The following is a 21735-nucleotide window of genomic DNA, read 5'->3' as shown; positions in this document are numbered from 1 at the left end:
AATAAAAATTAATTATTACAAATATGTCATCCCGTGGTCAAGCCACGGGATGACATTAAATACTTAAATATGTGCTTTTGCTTTTTCTACGATACTTACGAATCCGTCACTATTATTGACGGCAAGTTCTGCAAGTACTTTACGATCCATATCGATTTCTGCTTTTTTAAGAGCTCCCATAAATTGAGAGTAAACAAGCCCATGTTCTCTTACTGCTGCATTTATTCTTTGAATCCATAAGCCTCTAAAATCACGTTTACGATTTCTACGATCTCTATAAGCATATTGGAGGGCTTTTTCTACTTTTTCAATAGCTACTCTAAAACAGCTATTTGCTCTACCTCTATAGCCTTTGGCTAATTTAAGGATTTTTTTATGTCGATTTTTGGAAATTTTTCCTGATTTTGCACGTGTCATTGCTTTAGCTCCTAGTTAATTAATTTATACCGTACGGTAAAAAATATTTTTTAATATTATATCCGTCTTGAGGACAAAGTATTGTAGTTCCTCTAAGGTTACGAATTTGAGCTTTAGTACGACGACGCATAAAATGTTTTTTACCTGCTTGAGATGCAATGACCTTGCCGCTAGCAGTAAGTTTAAAACGTTTTTTTACGGCAGATTTTGTTTTTAACTTAGGCATATTGTTCCTTATAATTGGTATTTCTAGGTTTAAACGGTAAAACATTAGGCATACCAAAGCCATATTACCGATGAAACCTAGATAGTAGTTTTTTTTATTAGTTATTGCAAGATTTTTTTATAAAAATATATTATAATGTTTTTAATCAATCGATAATAATTTAAAAATGTTTGGACAAAATCCTAAAAGAAGCATATTAAACGGTGACGGTACTAAGTTAGAGGTACAGTCTATTTTTAAGACTATACAAGGGGAGGGCATTTTTGTAGGTTGTCCTGCGATCTTTATTAGGCTTGGAGGATGTAATCTTGCTTGTAATTTTTGTGATACAGAGTTTGAAGATTTTGATTTAGTAGATATAGATAAGATTTTGAATAAAGTAGAAAGCCTGGCATTAAATTCTAAAAATGAAAAATCGATTAATTTAGTAGTAATAACCGGCGGTGAGCCGATGCGTCAACCTATAGAGTTATTATGTCATAAGTTATTAGACCGAGATGTTAAAGTTCAAATAGAGACTAACGGTACGTTATATCGTTCTTTGCCGAAAGAAGTGTCTATAATTTGTTCGCCGAAGGCAGGTAAAACCGGTTATAGTAAAATAAGAGAAGATTTATTGCCTAAAATTAGTGCGGTGAAATTTATCGTTGCTAAAAATATTTTAGAATATAGTCTCATACCGGAAGTAGGGCAAACCTCTTATAATATACCGGTTTTTATTCAACCTATGGATCAAAACGACCAAAGACTTAATGGCGAAAATAAGGAGTTAGCAGTAAAATTAGCATTAGAAAGCGGTGCTAGATTATCTCTGCAAACTCATAAATTTTTAAATATCCCATAGATTTAGGTCGCCGTATGACCCCTTTTCATCACCTAATAATATTACTATTCCAACGTTACCATTGTCAGAATTAGAAGGGTAAAGCTCTTTAAAAATTTTAATTATATTTTCACCAGCTCCATCACTTTCAGAACGATATAATTTCCCTAAGGTAAGATAATTTTGTCAGCATCTATGTTGCTTTTTGATGTTGATGTTATCATAGATTCAATTGAACTTTCGGTACAGGATTGTTGGAGTTGTGCTACATAGTAATTACCTGCTTTTCATTGTCTAAATTAGAAACCTCCGCATTTTCTGCTTGTTCTCTAACATTTGCTTGGTAGCACATACGTAATATACTACTAAATCTAAGTGAATGTTGCATTCCGGTTCTTTAATTTTTAACAAGAGTATTGATGCATAAGAATCGTCATCTTCACTATCTTCACTCTCGCTGTCACTCCCAATATAGTCAGCGTCAGAAGAGTACATAATAGATTCAAGGAGAAAATCCTTATTATATCCTTGGCAGCAATTTCTTCTCCACAGTTTGAGGGATTTGCAATACGCTTAGGTTGTATCTGTTTCATAATTTCCTTACAAAATAATTTCGGTTAGAACTAAATTTCTTTATCCAATAATCCAATAAATTAAAGAATTTTAACTAAGGTAATGTATTACTCCTATATTCTAGTCAAAAATTAATTTACTTGAATTTTAATTGTACTTAAGTATGATAATGAAGATTTATAATAAGTTAATATGGAGTAATAATGAGTGAAATATTAGAACTTGAAGCAGAATCCCGCACGGAATTCGGTACGGGAGCAGCAAGAGCATTAAGAAGAGCAGGGCGTGTTCCGGCTATTATTTATGGAGCGGGTAAAACACCTGTTAGTATTTCTTTGGAAGAAAAGGAAATAACTAAATATTATAGAAAGCCGGCTTTTATCTCTCAGTTAATTCATTTAACAATTGATAAGAAAAAATATAAAGTATTGCCGAAGGCTGTAGAATTACATCCTGTTACGGATATAGTACGCCATGTTGATTTTGTCTTTTTAGAAGAGAAAACCCAAAAAATGGAAGTACCTGTAGTATATGAAGGAAAAGAAAGAGCTTTAGGCGTTAAAAGAGGTGGGTACTTTAATATAGTAAAAAGAAGAGTTACTTTATTATGTGATGTTAATAATATCCCAAGAAACGTAACTATAGATGTTACTAATATGCCTATTGCTACTTCGCTAAAATCGTCAAAGATAGAATTACCGAAAGGATGTAGTTTTGTTACAAAAAAAGAATTTGTCCTTGCAACTATTATAGGACGTAGAGGAGCAAAAAATTGAAGCTGAAGGGGAACAACAAACCGCTGAAGCAGGGAAGTAAGATAATTCTCACGATAAGGACTTGCTTAGATACTTAAATCGTTATTGCGATGATTCGTAGGCGTTGTTGTATGGCTCGTTTTATGCCATTCCTAGCTAGAAGCGGGAATTCGGTAATCTTTAATTGTTATAATGTGAGCTTGTAGCGGTATCCAGTCTTTGTTAATTTTTTTTCTGGATACCGTGGTCAAGCCACGGTATGACATCGAGTAGGTTTTTCGAGCCATGCAATAATGCTGAGCTAAGAATGACATTATTCTGTACTTCTTGCAAATCAATATTTCTTCAAAAATTTTCCATTACTATTTATTAGATAAATTATTATGATTCTTGTCATTGGTCTTGGTAATCCAGGAAAAGAGTATCAATATACGAGGCATAATGTCGGCTTTATTGTTATAGAGAAAATAGCAAACCAATATAATTCATCATTTAGTACAAAGAAAAAATTCAATTGTGAAATTGCTGAAACTATTAGTGATGGACAAAAGATAATTTTTATAAAGCCCACCACCTATATGAACTTGTCTGGTAAGTCAGTGATATCGGTGAAAACATATTATAATATCCACCCCGCAAAAATCTTTGTTATTCATGATGATATTGATTTAGAAACAGGTAGAATAAAATTTAAAACCGGTGACGGTAATGGCGGGCATAATGGTTTAAAGTCGATTGATGGGGTTATAGGTAATAATTATAACCGGATTAGGATTGGAGTCGGTAGACCGCAAAATAATCAGGATGTAGCAGATTACGTACTTAATAATTTCTCTAAACTGGAGTATGAAACAGTAATGCAAGCTATAGATAGAATCACTAGTAACTTTGGTTTAATATTAGAGAATAAGTTAGAAGAATTTAAGAATAAGATAGCTTGATATATTCAATGTTATTCCTACGACTTGATCGGCGTTGCTGCGTGGATACCAACTCGTCATTGCGAGGAAAAACTGTAAGTTTTGACGAAGCAATCTCAGGAATTCTATACTACTTCACGAGATTGTCACGTCGATGCTACGCATCTCCTCGCAATGACGGGAAAACGATATTAAAACTAAACAGCAAAGATTTATGATACAAAATTTTGAAATTGTTTATGCTGATGAAATGGATAGAACTCATAGCACTATAATTATTGAGGCTTTGAACAAAGATGCTAGAGAACAAAAGGGGTTAGTAGGAGATATTGAATCTTTTTCATTTTCCTGTTTAGATCAGGATAAAAATTTTGTTGTAGGAATTAGCGGTATGAGTTCTTGGGGGGATTTTATATTGATTCACTCTTTGTTAATGAAAATATAAGAAACTAAAATTATGGTACTGTACTAATGCAAAAGGCTGAGGATTTAGCACGTGAACGAGGCTGTAATTTTATTCATCTTGTTACTATGGGCTTCCAAGCAAAATCGTTTTATGAGAAACTGGGGTATAAAATTGAATTTGCTATGCACAGTTACGAAAAAGATTCTATAATGTATTATTTACGGAAAAATTTATGACACTAAAACTCGGAATTGTTGGGTTGCCGAATGTCGGTAAGTCGACGTTATTTAATGCCTTAACGGCAAGTCAGGCTGCAGATGCCGCTAATTATCCGTTTTGTACTATTGAGCCTAATAGCAGCAAAGTTTTAGTGCCTGATGAGCGTTTGCATAAACTAGCAAGCTTAGCTGGAAGCGGTAAAATTATTCCGTCTTATATTGAGTTTGTCGATATTGCAGGGCTTGTTAAAGGAGCAAGCAAAGGGGAAGGGCTAGGTAATAAGTTCTTATCTCATATCAGGGAAGTCGATGCAATACTGCACGTACTGCGTTGTTTTGAAGATGAGGATATAACGCACGTACATAACAAAGTCGATCCGCTGCATGACCTCGAGATTATTGAAACGGAATTAATACTTGCCGATATAGAATCGGTTGAAAAGCGTTTAGCTACAAGTGAAAAACGCTTGAAGTCAGGCGATAAAGCAATGGCAGAGCAGATAGAGCTGTTAAAAGAGGTTTATAAGGTATTAGGTGAGGATAAACCTGCAAGAGTGCTAAATGAAGCTTTAGGAGTTGATAATTTAAAACAATTGCAGTTAATTACCTCTAAGCCCGTTTTATATATATGTAACGTACTTGAAAAAGATGCAGCTATAGGTAATGAATTTACAAAATTAGTAGCGGAAAGAGCAAAGAAAGAAAATGCTAAAAGTGTCGTAATTTCTTCAAAAATAGAAGCTGAAATTGCTTTACTTGAAAGCATGAAAGAAAAGGAAGAGTTTTTAAAATTTATAGGTTTAGACGAAACAGGACTTAGTAAAGTCATTAAAGAGGGGTATAATCTTTTAAACCTTAAAAGCTTTTTTACTATAGGACCAAAGGAAGCCCATAGCTGGACTTTTAAAGACGGCACACTTGCACCAGTTGCTGCCGGTATTATTCATACCGATTTTGAAAAAGGTTTTATCAGAGCGGAAGTTATCGGCTATAAAGATTACATAAATCTCGGTAGTGAAGCAAAAGCCAAGGCAGTAGGTAAAATGCGTTTAGAGGGTAAAGAATATAAAATGCAGGATGGGGATATAGTACATTTTAGATTTAACGTTTAAATACGGTCTCTTGAAGTTCAAGATAGGCTTGATTATATAGTGCAGCAAATTTTGGCTGTTGCCAAGGATAAAATTGCCCTGATTATCTTGTATGGCTCGTATGCTAGAGGTGATTGGGTTAAAGATATGTATACGGAAGATCATATTACTTATAGTTATACAAGTGATTTTGACTTTTTAGTAGAAAAAAAGGTAAATTTAAGGAGCATGCTACTTTAAGGGTAGAATCTAAGATAGCAAAAAGGTTAGAACAAACAGGCTTAAGAAAAGCCGAGGTTTTTTCGCTAAAGCCTTGGATATCTATAATATGCGAATCTATAAGTGAGGTAAATGACAAGCTTGAAAAAGGGCGTTATTTTTATACCGATATTAAGAATGAAGGTATTCTCTTATATGATAGTGGCAAGTTGCAGCTTTCTCGAGCTAAAAATTTGCCTTGGAGTAAAGTACAAGAAATGGCTAAAGAAGATTATGAATACTGGTTTGGTAGAGGCAAGAGTTTTTTTATTAATTGTAAATACCCATTAGAAAGAGGTGATTTTAGTAAAAGTGCTTTTGAGCTGCATCGAGCCACTGAAAGTGTTTACAGTAGCATTTTATTAGTTTTTTCCCGTTACAAACCAAGTTACACGATATAAGAAAGTTAGGTGGATATTGTGCAAATTATAATGTTGAACTACTTAAAGTATTTCCGCAATCGTCTCCCGAACAAAAAGAATGTTTTGAATTACTAGAAAAAGCTTACGTTGATGTAAGATATGATAAAAATTATAGAATTAGCAGAGAGCAGTTACTTTACTTGATTGAGAGAGTAGAAAGATTAAAAATGATAACAGAAAAAATTTATTTGGAGCGGATTAATCGATAAAACTCGATGTAAAAAAATCATTTATGAAAATTATTGCGAAGATTCCGGCATGGATGCTTCTATGCTTATTTATTTTATCACCGACTACGGAAACAATTTATACTTCAGGATTACCGAGTTTAACCAAATATTTCGGCATTGACGGCGGTATCACTCAAATTACGTCTACATTATATTTTCTAGGGTTTGCTCTTGGTATATTATCACTCGGCAGATTATCGGATATTTACGGCAGGAGACCTATAGCTTTATTAGGGCTTTTTATTTATGTTGTATCTTCAATTATTAGCATTTTTGCAGTTAATATAGAAATGTTGATGATAGCTCGTTTTGTGCAAGCTTTCGGTGTAAGTGTAGGTTCTGTTATTGGGCAGGCTATGGCTAGAGACTCCTATCAAGGCTCAGAGTTATCATATGTCTATGCTAGCTTATCTCCGTGGCTGTTATTTATCCCTGCTCTAGGTTCATCTATAGGGGGCTATATTATAGAATATTCAAGCTGGCATTATGTTTTTGTATTTTTTAGCCTTACCGGTACTATATTATTAGCTTTATATTATAAAGTTTTACCTGAAACAAATTCTTATATAGCTTTTTCCCAAAGTAGTAAATATTTTGAGGTTTTGCAGGTAATTATTAAAGATAAAATTCTTTGGTTATATGCTTTTATCATCGGTGCATTTAATGGCATATATTACGGTTTTTTCATAGAAGCTCCTTTTATTTTTATTGATAAAATGAAAGTTTTGCCATCTTTTTACGGTAAATTAGCATTTTTATTATCTTTTGCCTCTATCTTTGGAGGCTTTTTAGGGGGGTATTTAATAAAAAAACGCCATGTACACGATAAAAAAGTTATGGGTTTAGGATTTATTTTTAGTTTGTGCGGTTGTATATTATTTGCGGTAAATGCTTTTATATTAAAAGTTATTTCAACGAGTCATAATCTTGCAATCGCTATGATATTTGCACCGATGATGATTCATATGGTTGGGCATAATCTACTTATCCCTATGATGCTTCGTTATGCACTGGAGGATTATGCTAAAGTAACAGGTACAGCAGGATCTATATTTGGTGCAATATACTACGTAGTTACCGCTGCTGTAACTTATTTGGTTTCTAAAATACACGGCGCAACGATAAGCAATTTTGCTTTATTATGCTTCGTTTTAAGTATTAGCTCTGCTATTTCGTTTTACTGTATTTGGATTTTATATAAGAAAAAGTCAAATATTCCTAACTAAAAACAGGTGTCGTCATTGTGAGCAGCTGTGGGCGTTGTTGTATGGCTCGAAGAAAGCGTTCGATGGAATCCAGGGTAAAGAGAGATAAATCGGGCGTTTAGTTTTAAAAGTCTAGCATATTTATACTTTTTTTTGACTGGATTCCCGCCTACGCGGGAATGACATTAAGAAAGTTAGAGATAACCTGGTACATCATCTGTATGCTCTTCACCCTCAAGAGTCATATCCTCTTTTAAGGCTTCCATACTACAGCTACTAAATACATCAAGGTTATTTTGCTCGGCTTGCCATTTTAAGCTCGCTTCTTTAAAACTAATAATACCGTCTTCAATTTCTGCTAATGTCAAATTTTTTATTTCGTGTAAAAAATTCTCTATATCTGCTTTTGCTTCTGGATTTTTTTCAATGAATGGATTAAGAAACTCCTTGATACCTGCTAATAATTCTTCTTTTCCAGGTTCCATATCTTTAGAATCTAGAGCTTGAGCTATCGGTGTATTAACTGCATCCTCGTTGTTTGCTATATCCTCTTCCTTTTCAAAACTTTTATCAAGTGCGTTATTAGAAGTATTAATATGGAATAACTCTTTATAAAAATCATTCATAACAATTTGGTCGTTAGGGTTATTTGCATTATAATTATTTATTATTTTATCAATAGCTTCTTTAAATTTTTCATTATATGGTGCATCTCTCAAGGTGGAGCTTTCATATATAGATTTTTTAGCAAATTCTTTTAGTGCTTGCAGATTTTCAGTACTAGAATTACTCATCTCAGCATGTTTTTCCGGAATATCAGTAGCTATTTCTATTAATTTATCACCCAAAATGCTTTGAGCGGTTATTTCACCAGCTTGTTGTGTTGCTGCTAATATTTTACTGGGCATATTATTTCTTAATAGTTCTATTATTCCTCCGCCGCAACAAACAGTTTGGTAATCATCATTATTTTCTTCTTTTAATGATAAGTACACAGCGTTGTCTATGTGATAGTTATTTTCTTTTAATAACTTCCATGTTTGTAAGGTTGGGTCATTAGCATATACTCCACCATCAATAATTTTATGTAATTTAGTATTGGTTATATTACTGAAACTGTGGCTGGGGAAATATCCAGGTGCTGCAGTGATGCCTTGTATTATATCTGAAAGGTAATAATCATTCTCTTCACTTTGTCTAGCCTCTATAGTAGAGAAGGTCATAAGAGGATTTTGTTTATTATTTAGATCATAACCTGTAACTACAACATCACCGATTAAATCCTTGAGGGTATAATCCTTACAATATTCTTTCAATAATTTTACTAATGGTTCAGGAGAAAATTTATGGCTGAATAAGCCATTAAAACTCCAAAATTTTCTAAAAGTTAATCCCGCCGGAAAAATATCGTGTGCCATTCCTTCAAACAGTTCTTGAGCTTGCTCTGCACTGAATAAAGGTTTTCCGGGATTATTAGGATCCGGTAAATTAAGCAAAATAGGAATAAGTCCTCCAACACTGGTCCCTCCAGTAAAATCGAATATCTCACAAGTAGGCTTACCGGTTATTTGCTCCATTATTTTTAATTTTTCTAAATGGATATTTCCTTTTACTCCACCGCCTTCAAATAGTGCTAAGCTAATCTTATTATTGTTCATATCTACCATAACTACCTTTCAAAAATACTGAGAGGGCAAAATACAATAAAAATTGACTTTTGTCAATAAATTTATCTATATAAACTGAACAAAATTTAACTTATAAAATACATTGTAGCTATTTCTACTATAAATAATAATGCTAAAATACGAAAACTTTGATAGTTTCTCTGATGAAGAGTTAAAAGAAAATTATACTTTACCTAAGTATCTTAATTTTTTACTTAAAAATATACTAGATATTAACTATATACATAACTCTGAAGATTTTAAACTTAAACTAGGTTTAGTATTACATAATTTAGCTGATAGATTTTTTAAATATTCTACTATTAGAAATATTTATAAAAAAATTAAATCTGAAATATTAGCTGTAGATAATGATTATTACGAAGAAAATTTTAATATTATCAAAACTGCTTTTAATAAACATAATTATTTAAAGATTATAACAAAGAAAATATAAGTGATAAGGATTATCAAAAGCTATTGCACTGTGTATTTAATCCAAATCACTCTATCCCTAAGATATTTGCTTTAGCAGACGGTATTACTGCTCAGCATGCAAAGAAAGTATTATTACAAGAATTGCAAAACAGTAATATCAACTTAAAAAAGTATAAGTAATAACCCATTAAATTTTACAATACATAATTCTAAAGGACTTTTAGCTTTTGCTGAAATGATTGGCAGGAATAATAAAAATCAGCTAAAGCACCGGATTTTAGAAGAAATAAATAGTGATTTATCTACTATATGTAAGATCTCAAATACTAAAGAAGAAACTTTTACAATTAATCATATAGTACATTATAAAACCGGTAATGTACAAACAGATGTATCTGGCTTAGGAAAGTATGATGAAATTTTATCTAAATTTGAGCCAGAACATGAATATAAAAATGCTATTATAAAACGTATATTTGAAGTTGTGCATGCTAAAGCATCGACACAAAATATAGAAGAATTACCGCGAAAACTAAATTACTTTGCAGAAAAGTTAACACATTTGTTATTTATGCTTGCAACGCATAGAAATAATGCAACCTTATTTACGGCTCCTATGTTTTTAGAACTTATTGATAAAAATAGTATATTTTTATCATATAAGAAGTTTTTTCCTATGTCTGCTGAGCATGCCGTTGCTCAAACAAGAGGTATACTGAAAAACTATAAATATGTGTTACCAAATTCCTGTCCAATAGATTATGACACTACAAATGTACAAAATGGTAATCTATTACTTATTAAAGAAGGTAATATATTAATAGAATGGCTTAGTAAAAAATTAAATAATTATAAACTAGCAAATTTTGACATCTTAGCTTCAATGTAATTTTACAAAAATATGGATAATGTAAAAAGTAATGATATAAAATCTTTTTTAGAAAAAGTTCATAAAATTTATTAGACCAAAATTTCGCTGCTTTAATTCTTAAAGTAAAAAATATAGGAGAACGCAATTTAAAGCTTACAAAAACTAAATTGCTTGAAAAAAAGGATTTTTCTCAAGATTTAAAGGATTTAATTGAAATAACCTACTTGGAATTTACTGAAAGCTTAAAAAATATTGAAGGATTTTTAGCTCAAAAACAAGCATCTCTCAAGAAAGAAATTAAAAAAATCCTACCTGAAATTCTACAAATTTTATGTGCTAAAACCAAATTTAATCAAACTATTTCTCCTACCTCGTCTCAAAAGAGATTAAAACTTTCCTTTTCTAAAAGAAAAGATATATATGATACAAATGATGATAATAATAATCAAACTTTGGAAACAACTGATATAGACAATATTATGGTCTTTTTGAGGTCCTAGAACTTGGTAGCTAAGAGTAAATGAATCAGGATTTAAAAATACATAAGGTAGCATTATATTGATCTTTACTACATAGATGACTGCCTGTAGCTTGTATACTCAAATGATTTGAAGAATTGTTTCTGCAAAACTTCGGAGGACTCGCATGCTCACCTATTAAGTATAGGCTGTGCGTACTCGCTCCGCGTTTTACATTCCAATTCTTCAAATCATTTGAGTACACCCTGTCTGCATCAACAAATTTTAATTGATAAAATAAGCTCTTTTCAGGAGCAATAAAATATTTTGTAATATTACTATTCTTAAAAATATATCTATATTCTTGATTAGCGTGGATTTGATAATCATAGTCGTGATAGTGAATTTGTAATTCCTCTTTATAGATTAATTCATTTAAACTTTTAAGTAAGAAATATGCTACCCCCTCACCGTAACCATAATTATCTATAATTCTGTTAATTCGGTATTTTCCGGAGAATCTTGAAAAAATTTCTTTTACTGAATCGTTTTTTGAGAGCATTTGATATATATCTATGTCATTCCCACGAAAGCGGGAATCCAGTAATTTAAAGGTTATACATAATAAGTTTGTACAATTAAAAGCTCGATTTATTTTGCTTTACCCTGGGTTCCCGCTTTCGCGGGAATGACATAGAGTCGGTTTTTTGGACCATGCAACAAAGTCAGCTTGACCACGGTATGACATTTAGTTCTGCAATATTTTCATTAGCAAATTAATCTCTTCGCGTAATTCTATATCGTGTTCCAGTAATTCTTCTACTTTCTTAATAGCATGCATAACCGTCGTGTGGTCTTTTTTACCGAATTTTTTACCGATATCTGCAAGACTTTTTGGCGTTAATGCTTTACTAAGATACATGGCTATTTGACGCGGTCTTGCAACTTCTCGTAATCTCCGTGATGAAGACATATCGGATAACTTAATATTATAACGGCTAGCTACCTTTTTCTGAATATCTTCAACGGTAATTATTCTTTCATTAGAACGCAGTAAATCCCGCAAAATATTTTGTGTGTTTTCGAGTGTAATTTCTTTTAAAGTAAAATTAGAATGAGCAATCACCTTATTTAAAGCTCCTTCAAGTTCTCTAACGTTTGAAACGATTTTAGATGCTAAAAAATCAATTACGTCTTTTGGTATTTTAACGTTCATCTGCTCAATCTTAGATTCTAGAATACCGAGTCGTAGCTCATAAGTAGTACTATGAACGTCGGCAACTAAGCCCCATCCAAGACGAGATTTTATCCGATCTTCAATATTATCTAAATCTGAAGGCGACCTATCACAAGAAATAACCATTTGACGGTTATTATCAATCAATGTATTAAAAGTATGGAAAAATTCTTCCTGCGTACTATCTTTACCGCAAATAAATTGAATATCATCAATCATTAACACGTCAACCGAACGAAATTTCTCTTTAAACGAGATTACTTCTTTGTTACGCAGAGCTTTAACAAACTGATACATAAATTTTTCTGCCGACATGTATATCACTTTGCGGCTTGGGTTATTCTGCTTGATATACCAACCGATTGCATGCATTAAATGAGTTTTACCAAGCCCTACGCCGCCATATAGAAAAAGCGGATTAGACTCAGAAACCGCACCTGATGATTCCGCAACCGCTCTTGCTGCTGCATAAGCTAGCTCATTTGGGGCTCCAACCACAAAATTATCGAAAGTAAAACGTACGTCAAGGGTTGAAAAGATATTTTCCGAATTAAGCTCACTGCTGCCGATATCGGCAAAAGTCTTAGTAGGTAATTCTATAACTGTTTGGGTTGTTCCAGGTAACTCTTTAGTAATTATTTCAATTGACTTAATGGTATTATTATAATGTTGAAATAGTTGCAATATGACCATGGAGTACTTGGATTTTATCCAATCTCTAACAAAGTTAGTAGGGGCACAAAGAATAACGGTATTTAATGAAGACTCTATAAAATTGACTTTACTAAACCAGCGATTATATAGAGTTTCACCGTAATGATTGTAAAGATCTTGAGCTACGTGACTCCAGACATTTACATAATTATCACCTTGATCCGTTAAAATTATTTGATTAGTACTCACTTAAAACTGCCACGGTAAGTTATTTTGTTTCCAGCCTTTATCTTGATTATTTCCTTCAAAGCCGTCACTAATATTATAACAATTTTTATAACCTATATTAGTTATAAAATTTGCTGCGATAAATGACCTATATCCTGAACGGCACAGAAAAAATATTATTGCATGAATTTTATCGTTGACGATAGATAAAAAATTATCTTCAAAATCTTTATTCAATTGCCAACTTAGAAAGATCACCTTATTTTTATTATCTAAATGAGGTATTCCCACTTGCTGCCACTCTTCTCTAGTTCTAACATCTACAAGAAAAGCATTATCATTTGAAATGAGCATATCATAAGCTTTTGTAGAACAGATATTTTGAACCGACATATTTACGCTTTCTTGCTGTTATTGATAATAAAAGTTAATAGAATTTTACCCATGTAGAATGGATTTATTAGAGTGCTGAATTATTAAAGCATTTTAAAATGATCTTGGTATCTGATAATCTTAATAATATTATTATAAAAAAATTTTGCAAGATGTTATAGATGAATAAATTAAATAAAAACTCTTTACAAAAGAAACTTTTTTACCGTAGTAAAAATCGCGGTTGCAGAGAAATGGATTATATACTCGGTAGCTTTGCCGAAAAGTACCTATCCTTAATGGACGAAAAAAAACTTGGAAGCTATTCTTTAATACTTGATCAAAATGATAATGATCTTTATAATTGGATTAATAATAAATCTTCTGCTCCTTCTTATCTAGATGCCAAAATAATTGATAAATTACGCAAAATAGCAAAAATATAAACTCCTGTAAAATGTTACAACAAAAATTTCCGGCGGCTGCCAAATCTTTCTTTGCAATTGATAATTTTACTAAGAATCTTAAGCAAGATTTCATCTTAAGTGCGAGTAATGAAGAGGAGGCGTTGCAATTATACAAGCAAGCTTTATTTTTTTCTTCTAATGAAAATATTTATTACTTTCCAAGCTATGATACCATCCCTTATGACCATACGTCACCAAATGCAAATATCTTATCTAGACGTGCAGAAACATTAACCAAGCTAACAACAAATAATGGTAATAGCAAGTTACTCATCACTCATACAGCGAACTTATTAAACAAATTACCACCGAAAGATTTTTTTTCTAAATATTTTTTGAAATTATCTCCTAAAATGAAATTTACTACGGATGAGCTTGTTATGTTTCTAGTAGAAAATAGTTTTACAAGAAATGCGAATAGCATCGATGCCGGGGAATTTGCGGTTAGAGGCGAAATCATTGATATAATATTGCCAGGTCCTAAAGCCTATAGAATTCATTTTAGCTGGGGTTATATTGAATCAATAAAAGAATTTGATATTGATACACAAATTTCGACTAAATTCTGCAGGGAGCTTATTATTAGTCCTGCAAATGAGATAGTTTTAAATAGTGAAACTATAGGTAATTTTAAGAATAATTACTTACGAAATTTTGGAGTTAATCATACTGATAATCCTTTATATGAGGCGGTAATATCTGGAAGAAAATTCACAGGATATGAACAATTACTCCCGTTATTTTACGATTCCTGCTCTAACTTAATAGATTATTTAAACGATCCTATTTTCATATTCGATAATTTGTCAAAACAAGCCATTTTAGAATTTGAACATAGTTATAACGATTTTTATTCGGTAAGGTCAGAGGTAAATAAACTTAAATTTAATAGTTTCTATCCCACCCTTTCACCGACTAGCTTATATTTTACCGCTTCTGAAATAACAGAATTACTAGAACGAAAAAATAATATACTACTTACTTTTGAAAACTCAGAGCAAGCTAGCTTAATTGAAAATATAGCTGCTACAAGTTTTATAGAAAAGAAAACGGTTTTCGATAAATTATTTGAGGTTATTAAAGCAAATTCTCATAAGAAAATTATTATAGGCTCAAGCGTTTTAAGTAGTTTTGAGCGAATCAAAAGCATAATTCAAAATTATGAATATAAATATAATGAGATAAATAAATTAGATGAGGCTAAGGCTTCAATAATAAATGTCGGGATAATTCCTTTAAATCAAAGCTTTTATACGAAAGAATATTTATTTATTACCGCTAGCGAATTATTAGAAGAAAGACCTAGCTCTACAAACACTAACAAAAGACTTAAAAATATCTTGCTGGAGCTTGATAATTTAGCTGAAGGTGAATTTGTTGTTCACAAAGATCATGGAATAGGGCAGTTTTTAAGGCTAGAAGCTTTAGAAATCAAAGGCAAACCACATGATTTTTTAAAGATTTTATATGCCGGCAATGATAAATTATATATACCAGTTGAAAGTATAGAGGTAATAAAAAAATACGGCAATGATAATGCGGAGCTTGATAAGCTTGGTAGCGTTTCATGGCAAAGAAGTAAGGCAAAGCTTAAAAAGCGTATAAAAGAGATAGCACTGCATTTAATACAAATAGCAGCTAAAAGGAAACTTAGTAGTAGTGCTCCCGTTGAATTTGACCTTGAAGAATATGATAAATTTTGTGCTAATTTTCCTTTCAGCGAAACGGAAGATCAATTAACCGCTATAAACGATATTAAAGAAGATCTAAGAAACGGTATGTTAATGGATAGGTTAATATGTGGTGATGTCGGGTTTGGTAAAACAGAGGTAGCAATGCGTGCCGTCTTTATGGTAGCAAAATCTCTAAATGAACATTTACCTCAAGTAGCCATAGTTGTACCGACAACTATTTTATGTAGTCAACATTTTTCAAGGTTCATAGAAAGGTTCAAAGGTTTTGGTTTAAATATCAAGCAATTATCTAGCGTTATTAGTTCTAAAGAAGCAAAAATTATAAGATCGGAGCTTGAAAGCGGTAAAATAAATATAATAATAGGCACTCATTCTTTATTACATAAAAATATAAAATTTTTTAATTTGAAATTGTTAATAATCGATGAAGAACAGCATTTCGGTGTCGGTCAAAAAGAATTTCTTAAATCGCTAAAATCCTCTTCCCATGTACTTGCAATGTCGGCAACACCGATTCCTCGAACGCTGCAAATGTCAATGACCGGTTTAAAAGAACTTAGCATTATTGCAACGCCGCCTCTAAACAGGCTGGAAGTTCGTACCTCGGTTATGCCGTTTGATCCCGTTATTATCAGAGATGCATTATTACGCGAACATTTTAGAGGCGGAAGAAGCTTTTATGTAGTTCCAAGAATTAAAGATATAGAGGATATCGAAAAACAATTAAAACAAATCGTGCCGGAATTAAGCTATAAAATAGCTCACGGAAAAATGGCTCCTAGTAAAATTGATGAGGTTATGAGCGAGTTTTATGCCGGCAAATTCGATATACTAGTCTCAACTACTATTATAGAATCAGGAATTGATATAGCCGAGGCAAATACCATGATCATACATAAGGCTGATATGCTGGGTCTTAGTCAGCTATATCAATTGCGTGGTCGAATAGGTCGAGGTAAAATGCGGGGTTATGCCTATCTAATGGTAGCAAGTCATAAAAAGATGACATCGCACTCCTTAAGACGCTTAGAGATAATACAAAATAGTTGTGCTTTGGGCTCAGGTTTTACTATTGCAAGCCATGATATGGATTTACGAGGTTTCGGTAATTTGATAGGTGAAGAACAATCAGGACAAATTAAAGAAGTAGGTACAGAACTCTATCAAGAAATGCTGGAAGAACAAATAGCTATTTTTAAAGATGAACCGATTGTTTCAGAACAACCCTTTATCCCGACTATTAATTTGGGATTATCCGTCTTTATTCCAGATAATTATGTAGCTGATGCAGCTCTTAAACTTGGACTATATAGAAGAATAGGTAATTTAAGTAATGAGATAGAAGTAGAGATATTTAAAGATGAGATGATTGATAGATTCGGTTTACTACCGATTGAATTTAATAATTTACTTGATATTGTAAAAATAAAACTATTATGCTTTAAGTTAAATATTGAAAATTTAGATTCAGGAGATAACGGATTTGTGATTAAATTTTATAAAAATGCCGATATGACTGATAAAATTTTAAAATTCGTTAGTACTTACTCTAATCAAGCAAAAATTAAACCAGATAATAAATTAGTATATATCAAGAAATTAGTAGATAAAAATATAATTGTTGAGGCAAATCAACTACTTTGGAATTTATCGGAGGTGTAGACTCGATGTCATTCCTGCTCCGTCATTGCAAGCAACCGTAGGCTGCGTGGCAATCTCATGAAGTAATAACAAATAACAAACTCCTGAGATTGCTTCGTCAATTGCTATGCAATTTCCTCGCAATGACGGTAACACGTTTTTAACATAATAAATATGTCCCATAACCTAAAGCAATTATTTCAACAACATAAAGTAAAAGGTTTGTCGATTAATTCTAAAACCGTTAAGGATAAAGACGTATTTTTTGCGATTAAAGGACGGAATACTGATGGAAATGCTTTTATTAAGGATGCTTTAAGCAAAGGTGCAGTATTAGTAATTACGGACAATAAAAAAAATATTGTTATAGATAAAGTAATTTACGTAAAAGATGTGCAGGCAGCTTTACATGAAGCCATAGAAATATTCTATCCTAAAAAACCAAAGAATCTAATAGCCGTAACCGGTACTAACGGTAAAAGCTCGGTAGTATCCTATATAGCTCAAACACATTCATTACTTGGGAAAAAAGCAGCATCTATAGGTACAATAGGGGTAGAAATATTTGGCTGCGATAATCTTATAAATGATGTACCGGAATTAACAACTTTAGACTATTTAAGCTTTAGAAAAATTGCTCATAATTTAGCTGAAAATGGTATAGAATATTTAGTTTTTGAAGCTTCTAGTCATGGTCTTGATCAAGCAAGACTTAGGGAAATAAAAGTAAATATCGCATGTTTTACTAGCTTTAGTCAGGATCATCTAGATTACCACCATACAAAAGAAAATTATTTATTAGCCAAACTGAAATTATTTATAAATCATTTATTACCGAACGGCATCGCAATATTAAATTCTGATATAGAAGAAATAGAGTTTGTTAAAGATTATCTACATAATCATAATATTAAATTTATAACCGTTGGGAAAAAAGGTGATTTAGAAATAACTAGAATTAACTGTTCTTTAAAAGGACAAAATATTAATTTTACATTTAATAATAGAGAATATAATTTTAATACCCCGATAATTGGTAGCTTTCAGGCTAGTAATTTATTAATTGCTGTTCTTAGCATGCATTATACTGGTTTTGCTTTTGATGATGTTATAGATTCTTTAGTAGAAGTTAAAGCAGTAAAAGGCAGAATGGAGAGAATAGATAACACTAATATCTTCGTTGATTATGCCCACACTCCGGATGCTCTTGAAAAAGCTTTAACGGAACTGAAAAATATTAAATTACATGATAGTAAGCTAAGCGTAGTTTTTGGCTGCGGCGGTAATCGTGATAAGGCAAAGAGAAGTCTTATGGGGCAAATGGCCGCAAAACGTGCCGATACCATCATAATTACAGATGATAATCCACGCAATGAAGACCCAAAGCTTATTAGAGCTGAAATCATAAGCGGTATAGAGAAAGCAGATTATACAGAAATAGCAAATAGAGAAGAGGCTATTAAATACGGTATAAATAATTTAAAACAAGATGATATCTTATTAGTTGCTGGCAAAGGTCATGAAAATTACCAAATTATAGGCGATAAGAAATTACCTTTTGATGATGCTGAAGTTGTGAGGAAGTGTGTAAAAGTTTGTCATCCCGTGGCTTGACCTATAGTACCGGACAGTTTAAAAAAAAAACCTTGATGTCATCCCCGCGGAAGCGGGGGTCCAGAAAAATAACTTCAATATTAATACAGAAGTTACATATTTGATAAAATAAACATATAAAAAGCTTGCTTTTTATATGTTTACTGGCTTCTCGCCTACGCGGGAATGACATCAAAAAGCCATACAACAACACATAAATAACAAAAACATATGATCTGGAACTCTAAAACTTTAAGTGCTGCTCTCGGTATAACAATTTCTAATTCTATAAATTGTAATGAAGTGCAATTTAATTCCAAAGACGTTAAAAAAGGTGATTTATTTATAGCACTTCAAGGTAATAGAGATGGTCACGATTATGTTCTAGATGCAATAGATAAAGGAGCAGCAGCCGTAATTATTAGTAAGCAAGTAGAGATCAATGATAAAGATAAAATTATCTTAGTCGATGATTGTTTTGAAGCTCTACAAAAAATGGCTTTATATAAACGAGAGAATTCAAAAGCTAAATTTATAGTTATAACAGGCAGCGTCGGTAAAACTTCTACCAAAGAAGCACTGAAAGTATTATTACAACATGATTTTCTAGTTTTTGCTAGCCGAGGTAACTTCAATAACAAACTCGGTATGCTTATTAATCTTGCTTCAATGGCTGATGATACGGAATATGCTATTTTTGAGCTTGGCATGAACCATAAAGGTGAAATAAGAGAGCTGGTTCAAATATTAAAGCCGAATATTGCCATGATTACTAATATTTCGGAGGCTCATTTAGAATTTTTTAACTCGCTTGAAGAGATAGCTGAAGCTAAATGTGAGATTTTTGCAAATTTTAGCAAAAATGATATTGCCGTTATTAATGCCGATACTAATTGCTATAACAAAATATTATCGATATTAAAAAACCTTTCTATCACCGATATACATAGCTTCGGTAGATCATCTAAAACTTCGGCAGAGTTAATTTTATATGAGAACCTAGGAGAGCAAGTCTACTTAAAGTATAAGATAAATAATAAAGTCTTAGATGTAACAATACCGTTTATTCCTCGGCATTTTACCGAAAATTATACCGGTGTACTTTTAATTATCGATATATTAGGTAAAGATATAGAGATAGCTGCAAATCACTTAGCAAATATTTCTCCTACTAAAGGAAGAGGGGAAATTATCAATATACAAAATTGTCGTGTAATTTGTGATTACTATAACGCAAGTCCGCAGTCAATGAAAGCTGCATTAGAATACTTAAAACAAGTACCTGCCGAGAATAAAACTGCTATAATAGGCGATATGCTAGAGCTAGGGGAAAATTCTAAACGATTACATGAGAAACTAGTGCAGTACATATTAGATGCCGCTTGCTCTAAGGTCTATTTAGTAGGAGTAAATACTAAATATATTGATGATTTACTACCTTCCAAAATAGCTAAAAAATACTTTAAAAATGTTGATGAATTAATGACGCATATTACAGATTTATTTGAAGGTAATGAGCTTATTCTAATAAAAGGGTCAAGAGGCGTAAAACTTGATAAGATTGTTGATTATTATAAATAAATACACTAGGATATTCTTAGTATTGTGTGGTTTGGTTGCCCGTCATTGCGCGGAAATCACGTAGTAATTGACGAAGCGATCTCACAGGATGTTTGACGAGATTGCTGCGCAGTCTATGACTGCTCGCAATGACGATTTGGTATCCATGCACAATGAATAACATCAAAATATACTTTTAAATTTAAATCTACAAATGTTATACAATCTTTTACTTCCTCATGTCCATAATTCACATATAGCTAATTTATTTCACTATATTACTTTTCGTAGCGGTCTTGCTATTATTATAACTCTAAGCCTTAGCTTTATCACGGGTCCGATATTAATAAAATTTCTGCGATCTCTTCAAAAAAACGGTCAGCCTATACGCTCAGACGGACCTGAATCGCATCAAACAAAAGTAGGTACTCCGACAATGGGGGGCATTATGATTATTTTGTCTAGTTGTCTTTCTACTTTATTACTTGCTGATTTAACTAATAAATATATTTGGATTACGTTATTTGGTTTTATTAGTTTCGGTATTATAGGATTTATGGATGATTATGCTAAGGTAACTAAAAATAATCATTACGGAGTAAGAGGAAAAAGTAAGCTTTTACTTCAAGGAATTATTAGCTTCATTATATGTGTTTTACTAGAATATCTAGATAAAAGTCCAAGTCATTTACTTAATGTACCGTTTTTTAAAAATTTAAGTTTGGATCTTGGTTATTTTTATATAGTTTTTGCTATGTTTGTTATAGTCGGCTCTTCTAATGCCGTGAATCTAACGGATGGGCTTGATGGTCTTGCTACCGTTCCTATTGCCTTTACTGCCGGTTCTTTTGCTTTAATAAGTTATTTAGTAGGAAATCTAATTTACTCGAACTACTTACAGCTAACCTATATACCGAATACTGGAGAGTTAACGGTGTTATGTGCGGGATTAGTCGGTAGCTGCCTTGGATTTTTATGGTTTAATGCACAACCGGCAGAAGTTTTTATGGGTGACACCGGTAGTCTAAGTCTTGGCGGTGTGCTTGGTATTATTAGCGTTATTACTAAGCATGAAATAGTTTTAGCTATAGTCGGCGGCTTGTTTGTTATTGAAACGACATCCGTAATTTTACAGGTATATTACTTCAAAGCTACTAAAGGAAAAAGAATATTTAAAATGGCACCGCTCCATCATCATTTTGAAAAACACGGCTGGGCAGAATCAAAAGTCGTAATAAGATTTTGGATTATTTCAGTTATATTTGCTCTTATAGGCTTATCATCCTTAAAATTACGTTAACTATATTCGTT

23 protein-coding genes and 1 pseudogene are annotated in these 21735 nt (G+C 32.2%); 17 read left to right on the top strand and 7 right to left on the bottom strand.

From position 1 onward, the window contains the following. Window positions 1-63: 63 nt before the first annotated feature. Both rplT and rpmI read right to left on the bottom strand, forming a co-directional pair. Window positions 64-417, bottom strand: coding sequence for a 50S ribosomal protein L20 (gene rplT / locus MCI_RS01815; RefSeq protein ID WP_014409422.1), 354 nt, complete (start codon window positions 415-417; stop codon window positions 64-66). Between the two features lie 19 nt (window positions 418-436). Further along, on the bottom strand, window positions 437-643 hold the full coding sequence (gene rpmI / locus MCI_RS01810) for a 50S ribosomal protein L35 (protein WP_004997924.1): 207 nt from the start codon (window positions 641-643) through the stop codon (window positions 437-439). A gap of 166 nt (window positions 644-809) precedes the next feature. On the opposite strand from rpmI, the gene MCI_RS01805 reads away from it, so the two are divergent. Continuing rightward, complete coding sequence (locus tag MCI_RS01805) at window positions 810-1487, top strand: 7-carboxy-7-deazaguanine synthase QueE (RefSeq protein ID WP_014409421.1); 678 nt, start codon at window positions 810-812, stop codon at window positions 1485-1487. 244 nt (window positions 1488-1731) lie between these two features. On the opposite strand, the gene MCI_RS10210 is transcribed toward MCI_RS01805, so the two are convergent. Then, window positions 1732-1854, bottom strand: coding sequence for a hypothetical protein (locus MCI_RS10210; RefSeq protein WP_014409420.1), 123 nt, complete (start codon window positions 1852-1854; stop codon window positions 1732-1734). 388 nt (window positions 1855-2242) lie between these two features. On the opposite strand from MCI_RS10210, the pseudogene MCI_RS01795 reads away from it, so the two are divergent. The 8 genes and pseudogenes from MCI_RS01795 to MCI_RS01765 all read left to right on the top strand — a co-directional run bounded on the left by MCI_RS01795 (window position 2243) and on the right by MCI_RS01765 (window position 7565). Then, window positions 2243-2855 (top strand): annotated as a pseudogene (locus MCI_RS01795) (50S ribosomal protein L25/general stress protein Ctc). A gap of 322 nt (window positions 2856-3177) precedes the next feature. Beyond that, entirely contained in the window at window positions 3178-3735 is a 558-nt protein-coding gene (pth, locus tag MCI_RS01790; RefSeq protein ID WP_014409417.1) for an aminoacyl-tRNA hydrolase, read from the top strand. Between the two features lie 193 nt (window positions 3736-3928). Then, entirely contained in the window at window positions 3929-4159 is a 231-nt protein-coding gene (locus tag MCI_RS01785; RefSeq protein WP_014409416.1) for a hypothetical protein, read from the top strand. Window positions 4160-4185: 26 nt separating this feature from the next. Then, window positions 4186-4356 (top strand): GNAT family N-acetyltransferase, encoded by a 171-nt coding sequence (locus MCI_RS01780; RefSeq protein ID WP_014409415.1) that lies wholly within the window; start codon window positions 4186-4188, stop codon window positions 4354-4356. Further along, on the top strand, window positions 4353-5450 hold the full coding sequence (gene ychF / locus MCI_RS01775) for a redox-regulated ATPase YchF (RefSeq protein ID WP_014409414.1): 1098 nt from the start codon (window positions 4353-4355) through the stop codon (window positions 5448-5450). Before MCI_RS01780 ends, ychF begins: the two co-directional genes overlap by 4 nt. A 51-nt stretch (window positions 5451-5501) precedes the next feature. Continuing rightward, window positions 5502-5669, top strand: a complete 168-nt coding sequence (locus MCI_RS10455) for a hypothetical protein (protein ID WP_014409413.1) — start codon at window positions 5502-5504, stop codon at window positions 5667-5669. A 379-nt stretch (window positions 5670-6048) separates the two neighbouring features. Next, window positions 6049-6318: a HEPN domain-containing protein gene (locus MCI_RS09455; RefSeq protein ID WP_332248936.1), complete on the top strand. Its 270-nt coding sequence runs from the start codon at window positions 6049-6051 to the stop codon at window positions 6316-6318. 23 nt (window positions 6319-6341) lie between these two features. Next, window positions 6342-7565, top strand: a complete 1224-nt coding sequence (locus MCI_RS01765) for a Bcr/CflA family efflux MFS transporter (protein WP_014409411.1) — start codon at window positions 6342-6344, stop codon at window positions 7563-7565. Between the two features lie 173 nt (window positions 7566-7738). Here MCI_RS01765 and MCI_RS01760 read toward each other — a convergent pair whose 3' ends face one another. Next, window positions 7739-9211, bottom strand: a complete 1473-nt coding sequence (locus MCI_RS01760) for a patatin-like phospholipase family protein (protein ID WP_014409410.1) — start codon at window positions 9209-9211, stop codon at window positions 7739-7741. Between the two features lie 130 nt (window positions 9212-9341). On the opposite strand from MCI_RS01760, the gene MCI_RS01755 reads away from it, so the two are divergent. The 3 genes from MCI_RS01755 (at window position 9342) to MCI_RS09445 (ending at window position 11020) form a co-directional block, all read left to right on the top strand. Beyond that, the gene (locus MCI_RS01755; RefSeq protein ID WP_014409409.1) at window positions 9342-9668 is read left to right on the top strand and encodes a hypothetical protein; all 327 of its coding nucleotides are present in this window, start codon (window positions 9342-9344) and stop codon (window positions 9666-9668) included. A 216-nt stretch (window positions 9669-9884) separates the two neighbouring features. Beyond that, window positions 9885-10538, top strand: a complete 654-nt coding sequence (locus tag MCI_RS09450) for a hypothetical protein (RefSeq protein ID WP_232202691.1) — start codon at window positions 9885-9887, stop codon at window positions 10536-10538. Between the two features lie 149 nt (window positions 10539-10687). Continuing rightward, window positions 10688-11020: a hypothetical protein gene (locus MCI_RS09445; RefSeq protein WP_232202690.1), complete on the top strand. Its 333-nt coding sequence runs from the start codon at window positions 10688-10690 to the stop codon at window positions 11018-11020. Between the two features lie 25 nt (window positions 11021-11045). On the opposite strand, the gene MCI_RS09440 is transcribed toward MCI_RS09445, so the two are convergent. The 3 genes from MCI_RS09440 to MCI_RS01720 form a co-directional block, all read right to left on the bottom strand. After that, complete coding sequence (locus MCI_RS09440; protein ID WP_014409408.1) at window positions 11046-11540, bottom strand: DUF6314 family protein; 495 nt, start codon at window positions 11538-11540, stop codon at window positions 11046-11048. 186 nt (window positions 11541-11726) lie between these two features. Further along, complete coding sequence (gene dnaA, locus MCI_RS01725; RefSeq protein ID WP_014409407.1) at window positions 11727-13118, bottom strand: chromosomal replication initiator protein DnaA; 1392 nt, start codon at window positions 13116-13118, stop codon at window positions 11727-11729. After that, complete coding sequence (locus tag MCI_RS01720) at window positions 13119-13490, bottom strand: rhodanese-like domain-containing protein (protein ID WP_004997961.1); 372 nt, start codon at window positions 13488-13490, stop codon at window positions 13119-13121. Between the two features lie 161 nt (window positions 13491-13651). Here MCI_RS01720 and MCI_RS01715 point away from each other — a divergent pair, with 161 nt between their 5' ends. From MCI_RS01715 to mraY, 5 genes are all read left to right on the top strand, one after another. After that, on the top strand, window positions 13652-13915 hold the full coding sequence (locus MCI_RS01715; protein WP_014409406.1) for a succinate dehydrogenase assembly factor 2: 264 nt from the start codon (window positions 13652-13654) through the stop codon (window positions 13913-13915). An 11-nt stretch (window positions 13916-13926) separates the two neighbouring features. Next, on the top strand, window positions 13927-17292 hold the full coding sequence (mfd, locus tag MCI_RS01710; protein WP_014409405.1) for a transcription-repair coupling factor: 3366 nt from the start codon (window positions 13927-13929) through the stop codon (window positions 17290-17292). A 153-nt stretch (window positions 17293-17445) separates the two neighbouring features. Next, a complete protein-coding gene (locus MCI_RS01705; RefSeq protein WP_014409404.1) occupies window positions 17446-18885 on the top strand; it encodes a UDP-N-acetylmuramoyl-L-alanyl-D-glutamate--2,6-diaminopimelate ligase in 1440 nt (479 codons plus the stop codon). 210 nt (window positions 18886-19095) lie between these two features. Next, the gene (locus MCI_RS01700) at window positions 19096-20445 is read left to right on the top strand and encodes a UDP-N-acetylmuramoyl-tripeptide--D-alanyl-D-alanine ligase (protein WP_014409403.1); all 1350 of its coding nucleotides are present in this window, start codon (window positions 19096-19098) and stop codon (window positions 20443-20445) included. Window positions 20446-20638: 193 nt separating this feature from the next. Next, complete coding sequence (mraY, locus tag MCI_RS01695) at window positions 20639-21724, top strand: phospho-N-acetylmuramoyl-pentapeptide-transferase (RefSeq protein WP_014409402.1); 1086 nt, start codon at window positions 20639-20641, stop codon at window positions 21722-21724. Window positions 21725-21735: the final 11 nt, after the last annotated feature.

The organism is Rickettsia montanensis str. OSU 85-930 (assembly GCF_000284175.1).
In the GTDB taxonomy this organism is placed as follows: domain Bacteria; phylum Pseudomonadota; class Alphaproteobacteria; order Rickettsiales; family Rickettsiaceae; genus Rickettsia; species Rickettsia rickettsii.
The sequence above is the reverse complement of the archived record's forward strand: the minus strand, read 5'-3'. Positions and strand labels throughout refer to the sequence as shown.

Excerpts from the sequence above, each read along its gene's own strand:
- rplT (WP_014409422.1), bottom strand. The coding sequence starts at position 417 with ATGACACGTGCAAAATCAGGAAAAATTTCCAAAAATCGACATAAAAAA.
- rpmI (WP_004997924.1), bottom strand. The coding sequence starts at position 643 with ATGCCTAAGTTAAAAACAAAATCTGCCGTAAAAAAACGTTTTAAACTT.
- MCI_RS01805 (WP_014409421.1), top strand. The coding sequence starts at position 810 with ATGTTTGGACAAAATCCTAAAAGAAGCATATTAAACGGTGACGGTACT.
- MCI_RS10210 (WP_014409420.1), bottom strand. The coding sequence starts at position 1,854 with ATGCAACATTCACTTAGATTTAGTAGTATATTACGTATGTGCTACCAA.
- pth (WP_014409417.1), top strand. The coding sequence starts at position 3,178 with ATGATTCTTGTCATTGGTCTTGGTAATCCAGGAAAAGAGTATCAATAT.
- MCI_RS01785 (WP_014409416.1), top strand. The coding sequence starts at position 3,929 with ATGATACAAAATTTTGAAATTGTTTATGCTGATGAAATGGATAGAACT.
- MCI_RS01780 (WP_014409415.1), top strand. The coding sequence starts at position 4,186 with ATGCAAAAGGCTGAGGATTTAGCACGTGAACGAGGCTGTAATTTTATT.
- ychF (WP_014409414.1), top strand. The coding sequence starts at position 4,353 with ATGACACTAAAACTCGGAATTGTTGGGTTGCCGAATGTCGGTAAGTCG.
- MCI_RS01765 (WP_014409411.1), top strand. The coding sequence starts at position 6,342 with ATGAAAATTATTGCGAAGATTCCGGCATGGATGCTTCTATGCTTATTT.
- MCI_RS01760 (WP_014409410.1), bottom strand. The coding sequence starts at position 9,211 with ATGGTAGATATGAACAATAATAAGATTAGCTTAGCACTATTTGAAGGC.
- MCI_RS01755 (WP_014409409.1), top strand. The coding sequence starts at position 9,342 with ATGCTAAAATACGAAAACTTTGATAGTTTCTCTGATGAAGAGTTAAAA.
- MCI_RS09450 (WP_232202691.1), top strand. The coding sequence starts at position 9,885 with ATGATTGGCAGGAATAATAAAAATCAGCTAAAGCACCGGATTTTAGAA.
- MCI_RS09440 (WP_014409408.1), bottom strand. The coding sequence starts at position 11,540 with ATGCTCTCAAAAAACGATTCAGTAAAAGAAATTTTTTCAAGATTCTCC.
- MCI_RS01720 (WP_004997961.1), bottom strand. The coding sequence starts at position 13,490 with ATGTCGGTTCAAAATATCTGTTCTACAAAAGCTTATGATATGCTCATT.
- MCI_RS01715 (WP_014409406.1), top strand. The coding sequence starts at position 13,652 with ATGAATAAATTAAATAAAAACTCTTTACAAAAGAAACTTTTTTACCGT.
- mfd (WP_014409405.1), top strand. The coding sequence starts at position 13,927 with ATGTTACAACAAAAATTTCCGGCGGCTGCCAAATCTTTCTTTGCAATT.
- MCI_RS01705 (WP_014409404.1), top strand. The coding sequence starts at position 17,446 with ATGTCCCATAACCTAAAGCAATTATTTCAACAACATAAAGTAAAAGGT.
- MCI_RS01700 (WP_014409403.1), top strand. The coding sequence starts at position 19,096 with ATGATCTGGAACTCTAAAACTTTAAGTGCTGCTCTCGGTATAACAATT.
- mraY (WP_014409402.1), top strand. The coding sequence starts at position 20,639 with ATGTTATACAATCTTTTACTTCCTCATGTCCATAATTCACATATAGCT.